Annotated in this window: 18 protein-coding genes; 8 read left to right on the top strand and 10 right to left on the bottom strand. The window is 54.4% G+C overall.

Annotation, left to right across the window (positions count from 1 at the left end; translation table 11 throughout):
* Positions 1 to 72: 72 nt before the first annotated feature.
* Entirely contained in the window at positions 73 to 642 is a 570-nt protein-coding gene (locus DRW39_RS13755) for a hypothetical protein (protein ID WP_116107630.1), read from the bottom strand.
* A 10-nt stretch (positions 643 to 652) separates the two neighbouring features.
* Entirely contained in the window at positions 653 to 2,155 is a 1,503-nt protein-coding gene (locus tag DRW39_RS13750; RefSeq protein WP_116107629.1) for a class I SAM-dependent DNA methyltransferase, read from the bottom strand.
* 69 nt (positions 2,156 to 2,224) lie between these two features.
* Between DRW39_RS13750 and DRW39_RS13745 the strand changes: the two genes are divergently transcribed.
* Complete coding sequence (locus DRW39_RS13745) at positions 2,225 to 3,244, top strand: HipA family kinase (RefSeq protein ID WP_157976113.1); 1,020 nt, start codon at positions 2,225 to 2,227, stop codon at positions 3,242 to 3,244.
* Positions 3,241 to 4,089 carry a hypothetical protein gene (locus tag DRW39_RS13740; RefSeq protein ID WP_116107627.1) on the top strand — a complete coding sequence of 283 codons (849 nt, stop codon included), beginning with the start codon at positions 3,241 to 3,243 and terminating at the stop codon, positions 4,087 to 4,089. The genes DRW39_RS13745 and DRW39_RS13740 overlap by 4 nt, the downstream gene beginning before the upstream one ends.
* A 358-nt stretch (positions 4,090 to 4,447) precedes the next feature.
* Here DRW39_RS13740 and DRW39_RS13735 read toward each other — a convergent pair whose 3' ends face one another.
* From DRW39_RS13735 to DRW39_RS13720, 4 genes are read right to left on the bottom strand one after another with little or no spacing between them, the layout of a single operon-like run.
* Positions 4,448 to 6,601, bottom strand: a complete 2,154-nt coding sequence (locus DRW39_RS13735) for a DUF262 domain-containing protein (protein ID WP_116107626.1) — start codon at positions 6,599 to 6,601, stop codon at positions 4,448 to 4,450.
* 48 nt (positions 6,602 to 6,649) lie between these two features.
* On the bottom strand, positions 6,650 to 7,204 hold the full coding sequence (locus DRW39_RS22280) for a hypothetical protein (protein ID WP_157976112.1): 555 nt from the start codon (positions 7,202 to 7,204) through the stop codon (positions 6,650 to 6,652).
* A 21-nt stretch (positions 7,205 to 7,225) separates the two neighbouring features.
* Entirely contained in the window at positions 7,226 to 8,671 is a 1,446-nt protein-coding gene (locus DRW39_RS13725) for a restriction endonuclease subunit S (protein WP_116107624.1), read from the bottom strand.
* Positions 8,671 to 11,460 (bottom strand): DEAD/DEAH box helicase family protein, encoded by a 2,790-nt coding sequence (locus DRW39_RS13720; RefSeq protein WP_116107623.1) that lies wholly within the window; start codon positions 11,458 to 11,460, stop codon positions 8,671 to 8,673. The genes DRW39_RS13725 and DRW39_RS13720 overlap by 1 nt, the downstream gene beginning before the upstream one ends.
* 162 nt (positions 11,461 to 11,622) lie before the next feature.
* Between DRW39_RS13720 and DRW39_RS13715 the strand changes: the two genes are divergently transcribed.
* Positions 11,623 to 14,442 carry a helicase-related protein gene (locus tag DRW39_RS13715; RefSeq protein ID WP_116107622.1) on the top strand — a complete coding sequence of 940 codons (2,820 nt, stop codon included), beginning with the start codon at positions 11,623 to 11,625 and terminating at the stop codon, positions 14,440 to 14,442.
* A gap of 163 nt (positions 14,443 to 14,605) precedes the next feature.
* Here the strand turns inward: DRW39_RS13715 and DRW39_RS13710 are convergent, their stop codons facing one another.
* A complete protein-coding gene (locus DRW39_RS13710; RefSeq protein ID WP_116107621.1) occupies positions 14,606 to 14,998 on the bottom strand; it encodes a hypothetical protein in 393 nt (130 codons plus the stop codon).
* 58 nt (positions 14,999 to 15,056) lie between these two features.
* The gene (locus DRW39_RS13705; RefSeq protein ID WP_116107620.1) at positions 15,057 to 15,386 is read right to left on the bottom strand and encodes a hypothetical protein; all 330 of its coding nucleotides are present in this window, start codon (positions 15,384 to 15,386) and stop codon (positions 15,057 to 15,059) included.
* A 94-nt stretch (positions 15,387 to 15,480) separates the two neighbouring features.
* On the opposite strand from DRW39_RS13705, the gene DRW39_RS13700 reads away from it, so the two are divergent.
* Entirely contained in the window at positions 15,481 to 16,137 is a 657-nt protein-coding gene (locus DRW39_RS13700; protein ID WP_116107619.1) for an endonuclease/exonuclease/phosphatase family protein, read from the top strand.
* A gap of 31 nt (positions 16,138 to 16,168) precedes the next feature.
* Here the strand turns inward: DRW39_RS13700 and DRW39_RS13695 are convergent, their stop codons facing one another.
* The gene (locus DRW39_RS13695; protein ID WP_116107618.1) at positions 16,169 to 16,780 is read right to left on the bottom strand and encodes an FMN-dependent NADH-azoreductase; all 612 of its coding nucleotides are present in this window, start codon (positions 16,778 to 16,780) and stop codon (positions 16,169 to 16,171) included.
* Positions 16,781 to 16,904: 124 nt separating this feature from the next.
* Positions 16,905 to 17,276 (bottom strand): winged helix-turn-helix transcriptional regulator, encoded by a 372-nt coding sequence (locus DRW39_RS13690; protein WP_116107617.1) that lies wholly within the window; start codon positions 17,274 to 17,276, stop codon positions 16,905 to 16,907.
* 119 nt (positions 17,277 to 17,395) lie between these two features.
* On the opposite strand from DRW39_RS13690, the gene DRW39_RS13685 reads away from it, so the two are divergent.
* The 4 genes from DRW39_RS13685 to DRW39_RS13670 all read left to right on the top strand — a co-directional run bounded on the left by DRW39_RS13685 (position 17,396) and on the right by DRW39_RS13670 (position 20,721).
* Positions 17,396 to 17,611 (top strand): hypothetical protein, encoded by a 216-nt coding sequence (locus tag DRW39_RS13685; protein WP_116107616.1) that lies wholly within the window; start codon positions 17,396 to 17,398, stop codon positions 17,609 to 17,611.
* 52 nt (positions 17,612 to 17,663) lie between these two features.
* Positions 17,664 to 18,974, top strand: a complete 1,311-nt coding sequence (locus tag DRW39_RS13680; RefSeq protein ID WP_116107615.1) for a DUF1684 domain-containing protein — start codon at positions 17,664 to 17,666, stop codon at positions 18,972 to 18,974.
* A 127-nt stretch (positions 18,975 to 19,101) separates the two neighbouring features.
* A complete protein-coding gene (locus DRW39_RS13675; RefSeq protein ID WP_116107614.1) occupies positions 19,102 to 19,887 on the top strand; it encodes a hypothetical protein in 786 nt (261 codons plus the stop codon).
* Between the two features lie 39 nt (positions 19,888 to 19,926).
* Positions 19,927 to 20,721 (top strand): hypothetical protein, encoded by a 795-nt coding sequence (locus DRW39_RS13670; RefSeq protein ID WP_116107613.1) that lies wholly within the window; start codon positions 19,927 to 19,929, stop codon positions 20,719 to 20,721.
* Positions 20,722 to 20,723 lie beyond the last annotated feature (2 nt).

Raw genomic sequence — 20,723 nt, 5'->3', positions numbered from 1 at the left:
CCAGAGATAGTGCTAGCGAGGAACTTCTCACCAGTCACAAATTCACTTGTCAAGACTTTCCTCATCCAAAGCCTAGATAAACAGCAGCCGGTCCATGTCACGCAGCGACTCCGGCCTGCCTTGCAGTTCACGATGAAACCAGCGGATCAACTTCTCTGCATGGCTTGCGATATCCTTTATCTGAAGGTTACGATGCACATCGTCCCGCTTGACCCGCCCGCTATTAATTAAAATCCGGCGGTCCAGAATAGGAATCAAATCAGGAAAATGAACGTGCAACAACGCGCTCAAATAAGAGGGTCCGAATCCACGCATACACGTCTTTTCAGAAGATGCCAATTGCAGCGTTTCTTCCACCCGCTCAATGAGAAGTTTTAAACTTGATTCGGATAGATCACGCAGCTCAGCATTACCAAACTTATCCCGTATAAGATTCAGTTGCTTGTCGTATTCCGGCAGCTTCTCGCTTATCGATGCTTCTTCCTCAGTGATTGATGCATTCCCGCCCTTAAAATTCGAGATGTATAGCAGATCGATGATTGATAGTTCTGCACCCTGTTTGCGATTCAAGTAGAGGCGGTAGTTTTCCAACGCGACGTTGAGGTTCTCCCAACGCTTTTCACTGCCTGTTCCTTTTTGCATCGCTCTATAGTCAGTTCTCCTGTAGCTCACCGGCTACGCTTCGAAAGCCTTCCAAAGCAGCCTCCAGACTCTCAATAATCTCCTCCGCCAGTACGTCCGGCTCCGGCAGATTTTCCAGGTCGGTCAGACTTTCGTCGCGCAGCCAGAAGATGTCGAGGTTGGTTTTGTCGCGGGCGATGATCTCGTCGTAGGTAAATTTCCGCCACCGGCCTTCCGGCTCTTCCTTTCGAGCAGCGCGGTTGCCGGGTTTGTAACAGTCGATGAAGGGCTGCAAATCCTCAAGCCGTAGCGGACGCTTCTTCAGCGTGTGGTGGATATTCGTGCGATAGTCATAAATCCATACTTCCTTAGTCCAGGGATCGCGGGCGGCGGGCTTATTGTCGAAGAAAAGGACATTGGCTTTTACGCCGTGGGCGTAGAAAATGCCGGTGGGCAGGCGGAGTATCGTATGCAGATCGGTGCTCCGCAACAGTTGTTTTCTAACCGTTTCTCCCGCGCCACCTTCGAAGAGCACGTTGTCAGGCAACACTACCGCAGCCTTTCCATTCGTCTTGAGCAGGGTGCGGATGTGTTGCAGAAAGTTGAGCTGCTTGTTGCTGGTCGAGGCCCAGAAGTCCTGCCGGTTATAAGACAAATCCTGCCGCTCCTGCTCTCCGACTTCGTTAGTAATGGTCATGCTGCTCTTCTTGCCGAAGGGTGGATTAGCCAGTACGTAATCGTAGCGGCTGCCATCGTCGCTAATTAGCGCATCGTTAGGACTGATGGTAGGCTCCCCATCGATTTCACCGATGTTGTGTAGGAACATATTCATCAGACAGAGCCGCCGGGTATTAGCCACAATCTCATTGCCGTGGAAGGTGTCGTTTTTCAGGAACTTTTTAGCCTCCCGGTCCAGATCGTTTTCCCGTACTACGTGATCGTAGGCCGCCAGGAAGAACCCACCCGTTCCGCAGGCGGGGTCGACGATCGTCTTCATGGGTTCCGGCTGCAGACAAGCCACCATTGCGCGAATCAGCGGCCGCGGGGTGAAGTACTGTCCGGCACCGCTTTTCGTGTCTTCAGCGTTCTTCTCGAGTAGTCCCTCGTAAATCTCCCCCTTAACGTCGGCATCCAGTAAGCTCCACTCCTGCTCGTCGATCATATTGATGACCTTCAGCAGCTTCGCCGGATCCTGAATCTTGTTTTGACTCTTCACGAAAATTTGTCCCAACATGCCGGGCTCGGTCGCCAGGCTGCGCAGCATCTGTCCGTAGAAGGCTTCCAGTTCCGCGCCGCGTTTGCTGCTCAGGGTTTCCCAGTTGCAGCGGTCACCGGTCGGGTCTTCGTTACCCTCAACGTCTTTGAGGTGAGGGAAGTGAATTTCCTTACTGTACGGTGGTTTGGTCAGCTCATCCGCCATTTTCAGGAAGAGCAAATAGGTGATCTGCTCAAGGTAGTCACCGTAGCCTACGCCGTCGTCGCGCAGGACGTTAGCGAAGGACCAAACACGGGAGACTATGGCGGATTGGGACATTAGAGCAGGTTTGTGGCAAGGTAGCAATTTGCATTTTCCCCAGTATTCTGCAAGGAAGCTTGCTTTAGCTTGCAAAAACAGCTGATTTCTGCGACCTATATCGGTTCAATTTTCAAACTAGACCAAAAACTGAAAAATCACTTGGGCGGCGGAGCGCGGATACAATGCTGCCTCGGGCCTCGCAAGCAAAGAGCGGTGTCCGACCGCGCTGGCCCGGATACTTATCGGCTACAAAACAGGTATACTTGTAGCATGTACACCGCCCCAAGGCTACATAGTATAGAGACCCTTCAGCCCGGCAAAATATTTCTAGGTACCGCATATAACCCTATTCAGGTGCGGGCGAACGATCTAAACTATTACGTCACAAAGGTGCAGGCCACCCCATCAGACGAAACCGTGATCCGGGAATATCTGGGTGGCCATTTCTTGAAATTTTGGAATTTACCCGTACCTGATTTTGCGATCATAGACATTAACCCAGCTCACATTCCGGACGGATTGCACCGTCGGTTAACTGCTTACGAATTCAGCAGACCGGCATTCGGAAGTAGTTTTATCCCCGATGCAACCTACGTAATGGATGCCGAGGCAATGGCAGGGGCGTACCAGGTCCGCCAGACGGAAGCGGATACCGAACTTATCCATCTGGCGCTATTTGACCTCTGGTTGGCTAACAACGATCGGAACTGGAATAATTACAATTTGCTCTACCGATTTCCACCGAACACTGGGTTCATACCGATCGACCACGAGCGACTGTTTGATCACGGGTCGCCCGGTGATCCGTTGACCCTTCAGACCGACAACGAGAGCCTTTCCGCGACGCCCGTTTTCCAATCGTTCGTCGGTCAGCAGCGAATCCGTTCGTACTGCCGTGACGAAGCCAGTAAGCAGACCTTTACCGAAAATGTTGCGTCCTGCCAGCATGAACTCCCCCGTATCATAGCTGAGATGCCGCCTGAATGGTCGCGTCTTTGCCCCGACTTGATCGACCGGTGTGCGCAAACTATCTTTGACCAAGCGTGGTTGGATAAAGTTTGGAGACAACATCTAGTCCAACTAGCCGCATCCGCCAGTCAGTCATGAGATCCTTCTATTCCGTCATCTACGTGCAAACCAACGCAGCCGCCCAGGACCGGTTGGCGATCGCTATGGTCATGATGGAACCAGAAGCCCAGGTGGTACGCTACGACTATTCAGCGCGCAAGCTGAAAGTGATCGGCGAACTTGTCCAACCGGGCGTGCGAACTGGGATCAAATGGACGCTTAGCAATCTCAAGAGCCTGTTTTCCGACCGACGAGTCGCCGGGGATACCGGCTTATTTGACCAGATTGAGGAAGCCTCAGCCCAACGGTGGCTATCCGAGCGCTACCTGAACCAGCTGGCTACTTACCAAAAGAATCTGATTCAGTTCAGCAAGCCGGTAGGGATTGAACTGCAGTGTACCGAGCAAACCTTTGAATTTCTCTACAAAGAGCAGATTGACGATATTCCGGACAATGACCGGACCCGCGATGACCGTCGTCTGCTACTGGAAATCAAAGATCGCCCCATCATCAAGCAGCGCTTCGACCAGAATGTACGCGTCGACCAAACCATAAATCCCCGCGTAGAAATCCCCGTCAAAGTATCCCTCTTCGGGCGCAACGGCGTCGACTACTTTGGAAAGGTCATCGATCCTTACCGGCCGGTGAATTGGCTCAACCAGGATGCCTCCAGCTTTTTGAGCTTGGCGCTACAAACCCCGAAGGACGTTCACTACCTGATTAGCAAGGAACCCGATCCGCGCACGCATCCCAAGCAGCATGACAGCTGGAAGCAGTACCGCAAGGTTCCCAGCTTTGAGTACATCGACGTGTCGGAGATTGAAAAGATTGAGCGAGTAGCCGAACGAAAAGACGTACACCGAGTCTTGGGAGAAGAAGAGTAGCGGGTCACCCTTCTCCCTCAGAAACCAGAGCCCAAATTCGCCGCAACGGCACCCGCGCCCGCCGTTCCTCACTCAGCTTATCGTAGTTGCGATAGATCTGCTCCAGTACGTCCTGCTGCGACCAGAGCCGATTGTAAAAATGGTCGTCCCGGGCTTCTTAGAGAACGGATTGCCTAAAACCGTCCCAAGATGGCAAATCCAGGAAGCTTTTCACTTAGCGCTCCGAAATCACTAGCCACCTCTTTCAGTCTCGACGAGCAAAAAAGATTGCTGGAGATTGTTAACGAACGGGTGATCTGTCTTGGCAGGTCACAAGGTAAATAACACCCCGCTCGCATAACGTCAATAAATAGATATTTTACCGCGACCAGTGCTTGTTGATATATTCGTTCGCTTCCATCATATTGTATGCCCGAGATGAAGCCGCATTGCGCACGTAAAATTCCAGGTCCTTACCTTTTTTCAGATAGACAGGCTTATTGCTAGCGTCAACTTTGACCACGGCCACCTCCTTCCCTTCTACTTGTACGAACTTCAGGTCGAGATGGGCATGCTGCTCCTTGCCAATCGATTTATCGATCAGGTTATCGTAGTGCAGCAGGAAGCCATCCTTTCCCTTGCTACCGAATGAGGCGAAATCCTTTTCGAGTCCCAGCACCTCTCCCTCATCACTGACGCCAATAAGCAGAGTGCCGCCTTCTGTATTGAGAAACGCATTAATTGTCTTCACAATACCGTGCTCAATGTAGTCCATCGGCTTATCCTGCCGGAGACAGATGCGAAGGCTACTCTTTTTCTCCATCCAATAATCTTCTTCCCGGCGGACGTATTCCGACCAGTCCATAGCGGTAGCTTTGCCGTTCGACGACTTTAGGTTCTCCGATTTTACCTGTAGGTTCTTCAGGTAATCGTTGATGGCATCGGCGATCAGATTGCGCCGTTCGTTGAGAAAGTCCTCGTAGCGCTCGGCCGTCCAGAGCCGCTGGTTATCTGGAATGAATTGCTGTTGCAGCGCATTGGGGTAGGCTTCCAGCACCATCGGGAAGTAGTCTCGCGGTGCCATATCCGATATGCCGTAGTTGGTATCGCGCGTGATGAAAGCCCGATTGGCGATCTCATTGACCGTTTTGCGGTGCATGTGGTTGTGGCCGTCGTAACCGTTTCCGTAGAGATAGTTGATTGGAAATACATGGTGGCTCTGAATGCTGTTGTGATCTCCGATTGTGTCGTGGATCGGCCCGCCTTTCGACCAGTCTTCCGCTTTGTTGGCTTTCGTAATGATGTAAAGGATACGGTATAGCGGATGTCCGGCCGTTCTGCCTTCCAGATCGGAGGCCTTTACTTCGATCCGCCCCCGCTGATCCTCGATCTGCTTAATCAGCTCGTCAATGAAGTCGCCCGGTGTATTGTAGATGATGTTAACGTCCTTATCCAGTCGCTGCTCGGTCTGGCCGGAGTACCGAGCCCACATGAGTGCCAGCATCATCCATTTGATGAAGCGATACTTCAGTTGGGTAGTAAAGCGATTTCCGTTCTTGACCAGGTAGGCTACCACCGGAATAAGCACGTTGTTCGTACTTAGGTCATCCGTAGTAGTGATGTAGGCGTCCTGTTTGAGAATGGGAATGAGGTAATCCAGCGCCTTGGACACTTTGCTCCAGGCCGACTGGTAATCCTCTTTCGTGAAGCTGTCGTACCGCAGTTTCGTATTTTCCTTGAACAGGGCGGAATCGGTCAGTGTGATGACCAGCATTCGCGTAAGTTGATCCAAGGTGAAGTCGAAGCCTCGGTCCTTAAAGTCCGCCATCTTGTCCTTCATCACACGCCGGGCCTGCGGCCAGCGGCCTACCACGTGCGTCAGTACCAGTTCGGCCGCGGTCAGCTTGGTTCCCTCGGAGTTCACGTTATCAAATACATCGATGGCCTCGTCAATTGTAGCGGACTTCGGCACGGTCAGAATGGGGTAGTCCCGCTCCGTGATCGAGCGGAGCGTTCCGAGGTTCTTGCTCACCGTCTGCATGACGGTTTTGAAGTCCGCGTCCTCCCGCGTGTCCGTGTACGACTGGGCTACGTCAAAGGCATCTACTTTCTCCGTGTTGAAGCAGTCGATCACCGGATGCCAACAGGGGTCACCCGACATGACGCTCTTTTTGTAAAACTGAAATTCCGAAGTCAGCAAATTGAAGGACAGGTTCCTTGGGTCATTTTGGATGTCCGCTTCGGTATAGTATGGAGGAATTTCGCCACGAAGCAGCATGTATAGGGTAGTCAGCCGTTGCTGCCCGTCTAGGATGACCTTTGTGAGCCCTAGCCGCTCATTATCCACGGCGGCATTTTTGATCTCCGGGGGCGTATTGGTTTCCCAGAATAGCAAACACCCGGTAGGGTACTCTTTGTACATGGACAGCATTAGGTTCTTGGCTTGGTCCTTGCGCCATACGTACTCCCGCTGAAATTCGGGCATGACCATTTCAAGGGATTCTACCCCGTCGAGTATCTGTTGTAGTTTCATTTAGCTTGTTTCCGATAAATACAATAAGCCTAGCGCAAAAGGCTAGACTCAATCCCAATTCAGTGATTCTGCGATTTCTTGAATAATAGCCTTAGCTGTTGCGGGTGCCCCCTTGTGATTTCCAAAATGAATTTCGTTTTGATAGGTTGGCCATTTGTCCAGAATGCCCCTTACCAAATAAGCCATCTCACCCTCGACTGCTTCAATTTCGCACCGCCTCTCTTCAGGATCAAATTCTTTCTCAAAAAGAAAGGAGTAGATTTTTAGTTCACTAGCATTGTTGTTATTCAATATTTCAATCCATTTGTAGCCCTTGTAGCCATTACGAGCCTTGCCGGTTCGCAAATAATGCCTGTAAGCAACAAAGCCTCGATGCAACCGAGTATTTAGACTTGACCTTGCCTCGCCAATATAGACTATCTCATTTTCGAATACTACCACATATAATAATCTAGTTGGGCATTCTAAGGATGCATTAAGCTCCCCATTATCAGGAGTAATGGTATAACTTACTCTTTGTGAATCAGTCGCATTAGGATGCTGATGGTGTCGACGGACTAATCTATGAGTTAAAGTGTAAACTTCTGAAGTGTAATTGAACATCACGTGATAATTTATATGCTTTTAAATTAACTCCCCAGCAAAAGCCCGCTTCAACACCCCCTGCCGCAACCCCCGCGCCCGCTCGAGGCTCTCCGCAATCTCCTGTTCGAGCTTGTCGGCTACGGAGAAACGGGTTTCTATTTCTTGAACTATCTGATTCTGTTCGGCTAAAGTTGGTAGAGGAAAGACTAGCGTCTTAAACCTTCCAGCGCTAATTTTCTTTTGCGCAACGCCTTGCGTAATTAATCCAAGTTGTTGCTTAATGTACACTGATTCTATAGCGTACCGGAAAAACTTCCTGTCCGCAAATTCTTCCCAAACACGAAATTTCAAACAATCAGATGTAAGAATTGCCATAGGAGCATCTGCCGGATAGATATCGGTATCTCCAGGCGGGTCCCCCATTTTTGTAACCAAAATATCTAAAGGCTTTACGCTATGGGGAATTAAATCTTGGTATTTTTCTTCCGTTACGAACTTTTGCCTCAAACTATAATCGGCCCGAGTTATATTTCTCACAAATATTAACGGAACACCGGATTCAGTATAATCTTCAACCTTAAGATTGCTCCCGAATGGTCCTATCCCGATGCTATAATCTTCGGGAGATGCGACATCTTGAGGGTAGACCGCAGTCCATACGTTCGGAATATCTAAGATTTCTCTTTCACTTTTTGAGACAGGCTTAGACTTAATACTTTTTGGCTTTTTTGAGCCATCCTTTTTACTTCTCCAAATTGCCAGCTGTGTTGTAAAGTAATTCTGTCGAGCTCTTTCAATTTCCGACAAATAGTCATTACCACTTACGATCGAATTTGTTTCCCGCCACCCCTCAGTCAACCGCCCAGCAAACGCCTCCTTCAACACACTCTGCCGGTACACCCCCAGCTTCTCCCGCGCCGCCTCCAGCTCCGCCACCGAGCGGTCCAGCTCCGCGAAGAGCCGCTCCAGCTTCGCTACGATGGCGCGTTGCTCGGGTAGGGGGGGGAGGGGGAATTCTAACTGTCGGACGATACTTTGGCTAATATTGGGTTGCGCTCCACCAATTCCCTGAGACATCAGTTTCGGTCTCTGATATTTCAAATACCAAAAGCAGAAATCAGAATCGACTTTTGGTGATTCAAAAATTCCGCAAATAGCTTGATTGGTTGCAGCATAGATTTTTAGTCGGGAGACTTTTCCAATTGTAGCACCGTATAATGCTAAAAGCAGTGTACCAGGAGGAAAAACCTTTGCGGAAGATTTTTTTACTGCTTCTTCAGTGATATGTTCTTCAGCTTGAGAAATAGGGCCATCTCCTAGTTCGCCAGATTTGATCCATGGTATTGTTCCATCAACATAAAATTCCTTGTTTCTCCGACTAGGTGTTCCTCCGCTAGTTGTTTGAAATACATTTCCAAATTTTACGACTTCCCATTTGTCTTTCGGAATCGTTCGTTCTATGACATCAACTTGCCCCTCTTCCATCACGCCACCAGTATTTCATTCATCTCCGCAATAACGGCATTCATCTCCGCCCCGAAGGCCCGGAACATCCCGCCCCGCCCGCCGCGCTGGTCGAAGGGGGCGTAGTCCAGGTCGTCGGGCTCGAGGTGGAAGCTCTGCTTGACGTGGTCGCGGATCATACGCAGCCAGTCCAGTTGCTCCTCGGTGAATTTTTGGGCGCCGGGGTCATTATTGTGGGCGAAGATCCAGCGCTGAAAGTTGCGGTCCACCTGCCCGGGGTAGCCGGTTAACTGATCGTCCGGACCGGCCACCCGCCGCAGCAGGCTCACCAGCGCCACCAGTTCGCTTTCGGGCTTGTCGCCCTTCACCTCCTCCAGTTTGGCGTAGGCTTCCCACACGTAGGGCGGGGCCAGGTTGGGCCGGTCGGCCTTCAGGGTGGCGAGCAGGCTCTTTATCATCGCGAAGGTCACCTCCCGCCGCCGGTGCGGATGGCGGAAATAGATGTCCAGGGCGGTGATCTCGTCGGCGTGGTCGCGCAGCCACCCGCTGAAGTCGGCCACGACCTCCCGGCTACGTTCCTGGCTGAAGCCGGCGGCCTCGCTGCGCAGCACCTCGTCCACGCTCACGTGGTCAATGGTCTGGCTGTGGACTTTCCGCACGTTTTCCACGTACTCACAGAGGGGGCCGTTGAAGATGCGCGCGGCGTCGCGGGTAAGGTCTTCCAGGGCTTCGGTGGTGGCCCGTTCGATGTCGAGCGGCGCGGCCCCGTGTAGTTCGCTTTCCACCTGCGCTCCGACGCCCTCCCTTACGTCCGGATCGTAGGCGTCCAGCAGTTTTTTGACGGTCTGTTTGATGGTCCGGCCACCCGCCAGTTCCTCGAATTGCCGGCGCTCGTCCGGCGTGATCTGCTTCTCCAGCCGGATGAGGCGGTTGGCCAGACTGCTGAACAGCTCCTCGTCGCGAACGCCCATCTTGACGGCGTCGAGCAGTTCCTTCATGGAGGTCGACGGCTTGCGTTCCAGCGGGCGGCTGACGGTCTTCTTACTCTCGGTGGCCCCTACGGCATCGACGATGACGAAGTGCGTCTTGGCGTGCTTGGCCGTCCCGCTCACCTCGCGTAGGGCATCGAAGTCGATGGTGCGGGTGCCACGGCCCTTCATTTGCTCGAAGTAGTTGCTGCTCTTTACGTCGCGCAGGAAGAGCAGTACCTCCAGCGGCTTCACGTCGGTGCCGGTGGCGATCATGTCGACCGTGACGGCGATTCGCGGGGCCCAGGAATTACGGAACTGGCCGAGTACGCTTTTGGGGTCCTCCGCGGATTTGTAGGTGACCTTCTTGCAGAATTCGTTGCCCCGCCCGAACTCCTCGCGGACGCACTGGATGATGTCGTCGGCGTGGCTGTCGCTCTTGGCGAAGATTAGCGTCTTGGGTACTTCGAAGGTGCCGTCCTCGTGGTAGCGGTCGGGAAAGAGCCCCGGCAGCACCCGCCGGAACTCCCGGATGATGGTGCGGATCTGGTCGGGACTGACCACGTCGCGGTCCAGCTGGCGGGCTTCGTACTCCACGTCCTCGTCGATCTCCTCCCAGCGTTTGCGGCGGCTCAGCTTCTCCCGCTGCTCGATGCGTCGCTCGGCCTTCGGGATGATACTGCCCTGCTTGGTGATGCGGGTCTGGATGCTGTAGACGTCGTAGGGCACGTTCACGCCGTCGGCGACCGACTGCTCGTAGGTGTACTCGCTCACCACGTTCTTATTGAAAAATCCGTAGGTGCGGCTATCGGGGGTGGCGGTAAGGCCGATCAGGAAGGCGTCGTAGTACTCGAGCACCTGTCGCCAGAGATTGTAGATGCTGCGGTGGCACTCGTCGATCACCACGAAATCGAACTCCTCGATGGGGTGGCGCTCGTTGTACACCACCGGCTGGGCGGCGCTGCGCTTCCAGGCGGGACCTTCGTTGGGGTCGGTTTCTTCGGCGCTGTCGTCCAGTTCCTCTCCCTTTAGGGTAGCGTAGAGGCGCTGAATGGTGGAGATGACGACCTGGCTGTCTCCGGCGACGTGGCTGCTCGTGAGCCGCTGCACGTTGTACAGCTCGCTGAACTTGCGGTTGTCGTCGCGGGGCTGGTAGCTCAGGAAGGCCTGTTCGGCCTGTTCGCCTAGGTTGCGGGTATCGACCAGGAAGAGGATCCGCTTCGCCTTGGCGTACTTCAGCAGGCGGTAGACGAAGGTGCAGGCCGTGAAGGTCTTGCCGGCCCCGGTCGCCATCTGGATGAGGGCCCGCGGCCGGTTTTCGGCAAAGGACCGTTCAAGGTTATTGATGGCGTCGATCTGGGCGGGCCGCAATCCCTGCTTGGGCAGGGGCGGCATCTTTTCCTTCAAATTGCGCCGGAGCGCAGGAGAATTGGAAGCCCAAGCGAGCAAGGTTTCCGGCCGGTGAAAGCTGAACACTTCCCGGCTGCGGGGCAGGGGGTCGCGGTAGTCGGTGAATCGGGTGATCTCGCCGGTACTTTCGTAGGCGAAACAGAGCTTGTCCGTACTAACGAACTTCATACCCGCCGTGAGGTAGCGCAGGCTCTGCTCCTCTACCGTGGTGATATTCATAGCGGCCTCTTCCCGCTTCGCCTCCATCACCCCTACCGGCTGCTGCTTTACGAAGAGGACGTAGTCGGCCGGGCCGTCGTTGGTCTGAAATTCCCGTACGGCTACTCCAAAGTGGGCGTAAACCGATTCATTCTTATCCTGCACCACCCAGCCGGCTTCCCGCAGGTGGTGGTCGATGCGGTCGCGGGCTTGTTGTTCGGGGTTTTGGTTCATGGGTTGGGCGCAAAAGCGCTGTGTGGTTGAGTGCGCGCCTAAGATGGGGAATTTCTTGGATTTGGGAAGGTGGGAGGTTTTGTCAAACGCTAAGTAGAAATAAAGACCCGAAAATACCGCTTAACTTTAAACTACATGCCAGCTTAACCGACCCGAAACCCTATGACTTCCTTTTCTCGGCAACCGATGGACCACTGGTCCAATAATAGCGTAGCGGCTTTAAGACCATACTTGGAGCGTGCTGAGGTTTCAGTGGATATTGCGACCGGCTTCTTTACCGTCCAGGGCTACGACCTGATCCGGCCACATATGAGTAGCGTTCGGGTAAGGCTCCTTTTGGGCTTCGAGGAAAACGACCGGGAAAAACTTCGGGAAGCGGTCATTGCTAACATCTTGGCCCATCTTGCTGGATGGGACGCTGAGGATCGGCGTGCTGCGGTTAAGGAGTTGGTACGTCGCTTGCAGACAGGCAAAATGCTGATTAGCCGAAATGAAAATATCAGTTTGGAGGGGCGCGTAAGCCAGCGCGACCATGCGAAAGTCTACATTTTCGATGATCGGTACGTACTGGCTGGTTCAGCGAACCTGACCCAAGGAGGTCTGAAACGCAACGTAGAGAACCTAACGCCCGTAGAGGAAGTGAAGAGGGTAAGGTTTTATGTCGACGCCTTTCAGAAAAAATGGGATTCCGACAAAACGGAGGACTTAACGCAGGAACTGCTGGATGCTTTGTTAAGGTGGTTGGCTCTGGATCGACCTTTTGATATTTACTTAAAGACTTTGCACGTACTTCTGCGGGAAGAGCAGCCACTTGAACTTCGAGCAGGGTACAAGTATCCCGTTGACTATCAAATGGCGGTAATTGAGCGGGTGCTGCGACAATTAGATCAGCACCGCGGTGCTATGCTCGTAGCCTCTACCGGCTTAGGGAAAACCGTAATGGCTACCCACGTGGCTGTACGCTTGACTCACCAGAATCGCATTAACAATGTCATAATCTTCTCTCCAAAACAGGTTCATCCCGATTGGCGGCATAGCATTCGTTCGGCAGGATTGAGTGCGGAGGTGTTTACGAGAAATCTTCTTGATGCAAGCCGAAAGGGTAAAGCGCTCAATGACGTTGAAGAGGCCCTAAAATTCGTGGATGATCGCTACCTGATAGTAATTGATGAAAGTCAACACTTTCGGAACAGAGTAAAGGCGGACGCTAGCGCATTACGGCGAAGTTTTAAGCGGTTGGAACCGCTGGTGAAAGATCGTAAAGCTCTAATTCTATTGCTTACCGCCACCCCATATTCCAAAGGTGTCAGCGACATAAACAATCAACTCAAAATTTTACCACGCACGGCGCCGCCAGCGCAATTCGACGAAAGAGGCAGGGGTGTACTGTGGCAACTCTTGGATGACAAACAATCCCCTTATGCCTGGAGAGTACTTGAAGAGAAAGACTTCTTTGAAAAATTCATTCGCCTCCCCGTTGCTACGGTCATCAGCACATCGCAGGTGGCCAGGGATTACGCGGTAAAAGTCGAAGCCGGCAGCTACATCGAGTTCGGCGAGGAAAAGCGTTGGCTGCCCTCGGTTGATATTCACCCCGTAACATCCTTTCTACCACTAGAACAAGCTATTGCCGGCCTGATCAAGTCGGGTGTCTTCGCCCACGCTACTCTAAAGTACCGAGATCGGAGTGGCCTGTGGCATTATACCAACACCAGAGTTCGTAGTTTGGTGGAGTACGCATGGAGCAGCTCACCGGCTACCCTCGTACAAACTTTGCGCTACGTAGTAGCTGACAAACCTTTACTGGAGGGCCAGGGGAAAAAAGAAGTAGAATATCTCACAAGCTTAAAAGCACGGCGTAAGCTTATTCAACCGGTTATTGATCAGTTGGAGTCATTATCCACTAGTGCCGATCCCAAATATGTAGTTTTAAAAGAGTTACTCGCCGGTCAACTTAAAAACAAAAAGGTTTTGGTTTTCTGCGAATACCTCCCTACCGCCCTTTATCTTGAAAACGCTCTGAGAAGGGATTTACCGCTACTGACCATCAGTAGTACAATAGAGGAAACGAAGGGAACTATACGACAACGCAAATTTGAAGGTGATACACTAGAATTAATAAAGCGCTTTGCACCAGTCGCCAATGCCGATAAAATCTCAGGGAAACTCAAGAAAATAGAAATTGATATTCTGATAACTACCAACGCGTTATCTACCGGGGTAAATCTTCAAGATGCTAGCGTAGTCATAAATTACGATATGCCTTGGACACCAGATGTTTTGATCCAAAGGGCCGGCAGGGTTTTACGGATGTGGAAGGAGCCACGCACGGTATCTTTCTACACCTTTGTGTATGATTTTGGTCCGGCAGAACCTCATCTTCACGGAGTCAGTAAACGGATAAGGGAACGGCTTAATCGCTTGCTAGCGCGTACAGAACAGGCACAACAGTTCAGTGAACTCCCGTTACTATCAAAAGAAGACTCTGTACGTTACAAAGATCTTGGTGATCTTTCTCGTATAAAGGTCGAGCACCTCGGAAAGGCGTCCCTTGAGGAACTAGAGGAGTTTACCGGTACTAGTCCCTTCTTAGATCATTCCCGTATCCTGCTTCGCCACCAGTCGGAAGCCTCTTCGTTGGGTACTGATCTGACATCCGCTCGCTACTATTCGGGGAAGCGCCCACAAATTTATCTTCTATTACGGGATGAGGAGGGCAAGCCACATTTTCTTCACTGCGATGAAAAAGCAAACCGCTTTCTGAGCACTACTGAAGATGATCTGTTTGACCTCCTAAAGTGTAATCCGACGGAGGAAGTGGCCGCGCTTACCGCAGATGAGGTAGAAATGCGAATACAGCAAATGTTTCGGCGGTGGTTGCGCTTGGACAAGAAAAGATCGGAACTCCGTTTTGAGCGGATTTGCGGATGTTTGCTGATTCCAAGAAGTGACAAGGATGATTTGACGGCAATGATCAATTGACACCGCACGCTGTGGTAAAACTGCCTGATCTACCAATTCCTAAGCAATAATGACATAAGTATATTATGCTGAAAAACAACAAATAATTGCTACGGCCATCTACGGACCTACATACAGCGAACGTTTGGTAGCGTACTAAACCTCCAACCTGCTAATTTTCCACTCACCCACAGGTAGCCTTATAACTTCGATGCTGTTTTCCAGCGTCCAGTACACCGTCGCGTTGGAAGCGTAATCGAGAAGCTGTCCGACGGCCTCGCGCCGGATGCGGGTGTCCGGTGCTGCGCTTGACTTCGACCAGCCTAGAAATACCATCCTGATCCAGGAAGAGGTGGTCGATGCTCCAGCGATTGGCGCATTCTTGGCCATCGGGAATACCTAATTCACGCTTGACCAAAAGCCAGCGCCGCGGACTCGCCTCGTCCAGTTGCTTTCCCGCCATCAGCTGGGGGAAGTCGGCTAATAGTTGCTGGAGATTCGCTTCGGTGAGGTGGTGCGCCTCGGTCAGTTCGCGTAGGGTGCTGTCTTCGTCTAGCAGGAATATGGAGTCGGCCAAGGATAAATTTTGAAGAGCTCAGGACCACCAGGGTAGCTACAGTACCATTCTACCCCACCTACACATTCTCAGTCTGCAGCACCTCCCCAAGAAGAATAGCAAATCCGTACCGCTCCTCACTATCCTCCGGCTCATCCGTGTATTCCTCAATCACGATCTGCTTAAATTCGACATCCATCATTCGGGAATTCGAACTGGATCCATGCCGGAAGCGGACAATGTCGTATTCCCGCAAGCTCTCGATCTCGCCTTGATCGTTCATCGTAGCCAGGCGGGAAATCCAAAAGGGGGAAAAGGCGCGGTATTCTTCTTTCTTGGTGCCGGCTAAAATGGCGTCGAATGATTCCCGTTTGACCGGGATAGGTAGAATGGAAGTTGCTTTAGACATTGCAGATAGGTTTTTAGGGCGTAAGTCGCCGCAAAAGCGGCCGTATACCTGAGCGCTAAATGTATTGGAAACACTTCACTTTACCAACTAACCCATGCGCATAGCTACCTGGAACCTGGACCACCCCACCCAAAATACCAAACGGTTCCATTTCATCCGAGACTACCTCTTAGATCTCGACGCCGACCTCCTAATTCTAACCGAAGCCAACGCCGCCCTCCACCTCCCCGGCTACACCGCCGTCTTCAGCAAGGAATCGCCCTACCTGCGGCGGGGGAGGAACATGGCCCCACCGAACCGCTACCATCAGGTAGGCATCTACGCGAAGGGGGAGCTGCGGAAGCTGCCGGAGATCAACGACATCAACGGCGTGGCCGCCGAAGTCGACGGGCTCCGGGTCTACGGCTGCGTATTCACCATCAAAGACCGCTGGGCCAACTGGTCCGACAAGACCTACACCGACCGCGTCCAGGAGCAGTGCGCTATCATCCGGCAGCTAGCAGGCGCCGATTTCCTGGTCGCCGGCGACTTCAACTTCCGCGGCCCCCGATCCTACAACAAACTCGGGGCGGACCGCGTCACCGAATTAGTAGAGGCCACCGGGCTACACTGGCCCACAAAACAAGAAGATCGGACGGTGAAGCACCTGCTGCACGCATCCGATCTTGATTTGACGTACGACGTCGACACCAGCGTAAGCTTGAGCGATCACCCCGTAGTAAGCGCCAGCCTACGCCGAAAAGAAAGCTAACCGGCTACGGTGCGATCCGGTAGCGGGCCACCTACACGGTCACCTCACCAATCTCCACGCCGGCGATCGCCTTCTCCAGCGCCTGGTCCTTCAGGTCGGGGACGGCGGTACCTTCTACCCGGTACACCTCGACGTCCGTCATACCCAGGAAGCCGAGGACGGCCTTCAGGTAGGGTGCCACGAAGTCGTAGGACGCCATCGGGCCGGAGGAGTAAACGCCGCCGGAGGCCAGGGCGATGTAGACTTTCTTGCCCTTCACCAGTCCCTCGGGGCCGGACTCGGTGTAGTGGAAGGTGACGCCCGCGCGGGCGATGTGGTCGATCCAGGACTTCAGGACCGACGATACGCCGAAGTTGTACAGCGGCGCGGCGATCACGATGGTATCCGCGTCCTTCAGTTCGGCGATGGACTCGTTGGAGTGGCGGACGGCTTCGCGCTGCTCGGGGGAGTGATCCTTCTCGGGGGTGAAGAAAGATTGCAGGTGAACCTCCTCCAGGTGGGGGAAGGGTGGGGCGGTCAGGTCGCGGACGACCACCTTGCTGTCGGCTTCGGTGGCGGTCAGCTTGTCCACGATCGCGTCGGCGAGTTGGGTGCTGTAGGAAGCTTCCCCGCGGGGACTGGAAATAATCTGTAGGATTTTCATGCTTTGGTTGTTTGGGGTGCGCCCGGCGGACAAAACGCCCGCGAGCTTATACACCCCAACCAACCCGTATCGGCCTTCTGAGTCGCTATGGGTTACACCCCTGTAACCGCTTACACGGGTGTAACTACCCCTCCTCCGTTGGGTCGTGCGGCCGCTTCGTACCGGCTACCTTCTCGTAGTGCAGGTAGCCCCACTCGTATACGGCCTCGATGAGGGGCTCCAGCGTAGCGCCGTGGGCCGTGCGTTCGTACTCCACGGTTACCGGGCGCGTCTTGCGTTCCGTGCGCTTCACCAGCTTATTGCGCTCCAGTTCCTTCAGCTCGCGGCTCAGGATGCGGGGGGAGATCTCGAGTTCGCGGGTCAGCTCGTTGAAGCGTACGGTGCGCTCCTTCAGGGCCGAGAGGATCAGCAGTTTCCACTTGCCGCTGATCACGTCTAGGGTGTCGCGCATGGCCCGGTGGTGCGATTTGCAGGCCGGGGATTGAACGTCGAGCATGGTGCCGGTAGATTTAGGTAGTACGGTTTGGATAGTGACAGGGAATACAAGCGGAGGTCACGGAGGGTTGTCAGACACAACGGCAACTAACCGGGCAACGACAGCAGTAATTTGCATCCATGACCCCACCCGAACACCAGAACGGCATCTACCCAGCCGACCTCTACGATCCCCGCCGCCGCATCAGTCGGGAATACTTTGTCGTTTTCGCACTCTACGCCTTCGTGCTGGTGGTCGTGGGCATGAAACACTTGCGGGCCACCGGGCGATCGTTGGCCCGGTTGCTGGTGCCGGGGTATACTGTCTATCTGTTGTTGCGGGCACCCGACCGGTAATCCACTATCTACCTGCGCTCCGCCGCCATAATTGCGCTAATTTTATGAGCCTATGCACCACTCCCTACGCTTTGTCCTCTGCAGCTGCCTGCTGCTGTTCACGCCGCTTAGCGCCCGTTCGCAGGCGGACGTCGAATCCGATTCGCTGGGCCAGCTCATCGACCGGCTCTACACCGTCGAGGGTTTTCAGCAACGCTTTACCCAGGCCCTGGACGCCAACCCGACCTTCACGGAGTACGCCGAAAACCCCGTCTTCATCGAGGCACTGATGCCCCACGTAAAGGAAACCGCGCTGCTGCGCTACGGCATGGCCGTACGGGAAGCGCTGGCCGACTTCACCCCCGCAGAAATCGCTACCCTGCGGGAGGCGGCGGACTCCCCGGCCGGGCCGCTGCTGAGCCGGCTGCTGCTGGCCGACCAGACCCAGGTAGACCGCCAGCTGCGGCAGTACGTCACCGAACTTATGAACCTGGGGGTAGCCGCCACGGTGTCCGGCGATAGCCTGCTGTTCCACCACGAGTTCGGCTACGACCTGCGGGAGCTGATGGATGGCGCATACCGGCAAACTACGCTACCCGGTTCGTATACCATCGTCCGCCGGGAGGGGGCGCTGCAGACGGAAACGGTGGGTAAGCTGTCGCTGGCGTACGACGTGAAGTGGCTGTCCAACAGCCAATTCCGGCTGTCCGAACGCGAGGGGAACGCGATCAGTAAGGCACCGGAGCGGGTCGCCAACGTCTACGAGATCGAGGGCATGGAGTGGCGGCTCATCTACCTGAACCCCGACGGCACCTACACCAAAGAATCGCTCTGGAAGACGGACTACCCCTCCTACGCGCAGGAGATGACCACCTTCCGCCGGGCGCTCGACGAGCAGTACCGCCACCCCGGCACCTCCCCGCTGCCCGAGGCCGAGCGGGAGGCCTTCGCCGGCCACGGCTTCTTTCCGGTGGACGAGTCCTTTCGCATCGTCGCCGATTTCGTGCCCGATACCACCGCCACCCAGCTCACCATGCCCACCAGCAACGAAAGCTCGGTCACCTACACCATCTACGGCCGCGCCCGCTTCGATTTGGGCGGCGGAGCGCAGGAATTACTCCTTCTCCGCAACAGCAATGCCGACGATTCCGCGACCGGCCGCCTCTTCGTCCCCTTCCGCGATGCGACCTCGGGCCAATCGACCTACGGGGGCGGTCGGTATTTAGACATTTCCCTGCCCGCGGACGGGACCGTCGTCCTGGACTTCAACAAAGCCTACAACCCCTACTGCGCGTATACCGTAGGCTACGCCTGCCCGATACCACCAGCGGAGAATACACTGGATGTTGAGGTGCCGGTTGGAGTGAAAGCGCCCCGCTATTAGTAGGCGGGAAGGAGACGGTAGGGGATAGCCCCACCGTGGTTAATCTTTTGCAGACGCGCCGGGCGAGTAAAATCCCTAATTGTAGTGAGCTCTCCCTCTCCGGGCTCTGGGCATCTTACCGGGGCAAATGAATGATCTACGCCTGGAAACGAGTGCCCCGCCAGCCAGCAGCGGTAGAAGGATATGTTTAGCCGATAAATTTCGTGCCCTCACCGGACGTGATATTCCGGTCTTTAATCAGTACGCCCACGCTGATTGCGTTGGCCAGGCGATCGCCCTGGCTGCCGGCGTACTGTCGGGTTTGGCCAACGGACACTACGTGGAAGTCGCCAGCGAGCCCGTTTACGCCGGAGCCAAGCACAGGTACCGTTCCTCCGAATACCCCTGCACCGAACAGGGCGCCCGCCTGTCGTGGGGCATAGCGTACATGACCGACGCCGGGCTATTCGTGCGCAAACGCTACGGGGACTTTGACCTGACAGCTTACGCACCGGCACTGGCCCGCGCCTGGGCCTGCAGCGGCGTACCCCGTGAGGTCACCGAGGATGCCGGCCGCCTGGCTACGTTCACTACGCGTACCATCACCACCTACGAAGAAGCTTACGCCGCGATCGCGAATGATCGTCCGGTGGTAATCGGTTCTCCTACCATCTTTCAAAGCAGCCTACGCGGAGAAGGCCTGGGTACCCCGATGCCTGCGGGTCGGCAGGGGCACTGTTACTGTGCGCTGGGCGTGGACGACCGCGCGGGCAAGCGGCGCATATGCTGCTTCGATTCACGGGGGAGATACTTTTACCGGGAATCCGATACCGGCCGGCCACGGCCCTCCTTCTGGGTGGACGCCGACGTATTCCACGAAATGGTCCGCGGCGGCGAAGCCTACGCGATCGGTTACCACCCCATTTTTTCGTAACGCAATTCATTCACCACACACCTCATTAACGTACCATTCATGAGTTATAACCGATTCGCCAAACGCGTTTCCAGACTACAAGCTACTGACACGGTTCCCCTGCTGAACGCCAAGCTGGAAGAAATTGCCAGCCCCGTGAGCTTCGAGAGCTACCTGGTCGACAACCAATTTTGTGTAGGTTTTACGGATACCCCCATCAGTGAATCCGTAGGGAACGACGAAGCGTACTACTTCAACGGGGGTAACCTCACCGTACCCCGCCAGATGTATCGCCTCGAAAACCTGACCTCCGGGATCGTCGGACAGGAACTGGCACCGGCCATTCTTCCCGGGGGACACGCGGCCAGCTTCGCCTTCGCAACCGATGTCCGGGTCCTGAAGCCGGCGGATCAGTGCGCGGGTAATCTGACCATCGATCACCACTGCGATCCGAAAGATGCCGATCCGCTGCAGGGTATGGGCAAGACCGGCGGTGGAGTTTGCGGCAAGAAACTGGTATCCAACTTCGGCTATGTCGCCGAGCTATGGAAGTGGGGGGAAGTGTATACCGAGGACGGAAGCAACCCCTACGAGCTGAAGGAAACTGCCAAGGTGCGCAAGATTTACCACTATCTGATGGATCGGTTCGGTCTGGAAAAGGCAGTTCCGCTCGTGAGTCTGCTCCTCCCCGACAACAGCATCGTCCGCGTTCCCGTCGACCCGGGAAATACGGAGGATGTGCACGAGCTACTCGCGGATAGTGGGAAGAACGATGCCGTTTACGGCATCGACAACCTCGTTATGCTGGACGGCCCCGATATCCTGCTGGGTACCTGCACCTTCGATCCCGTCTAGGC

It is taken from the genome of Lewinella sp. IMCC34191, assembly GCF_003390935.1.
GTDB lineage: Bacteria > Bacteroidota > Bacteroidia > Chitinophagales > Saprospiraceae > Neolewinella.
This window is presented reverse-complemented; position numbering and strand designations above follow the sequence as displayed.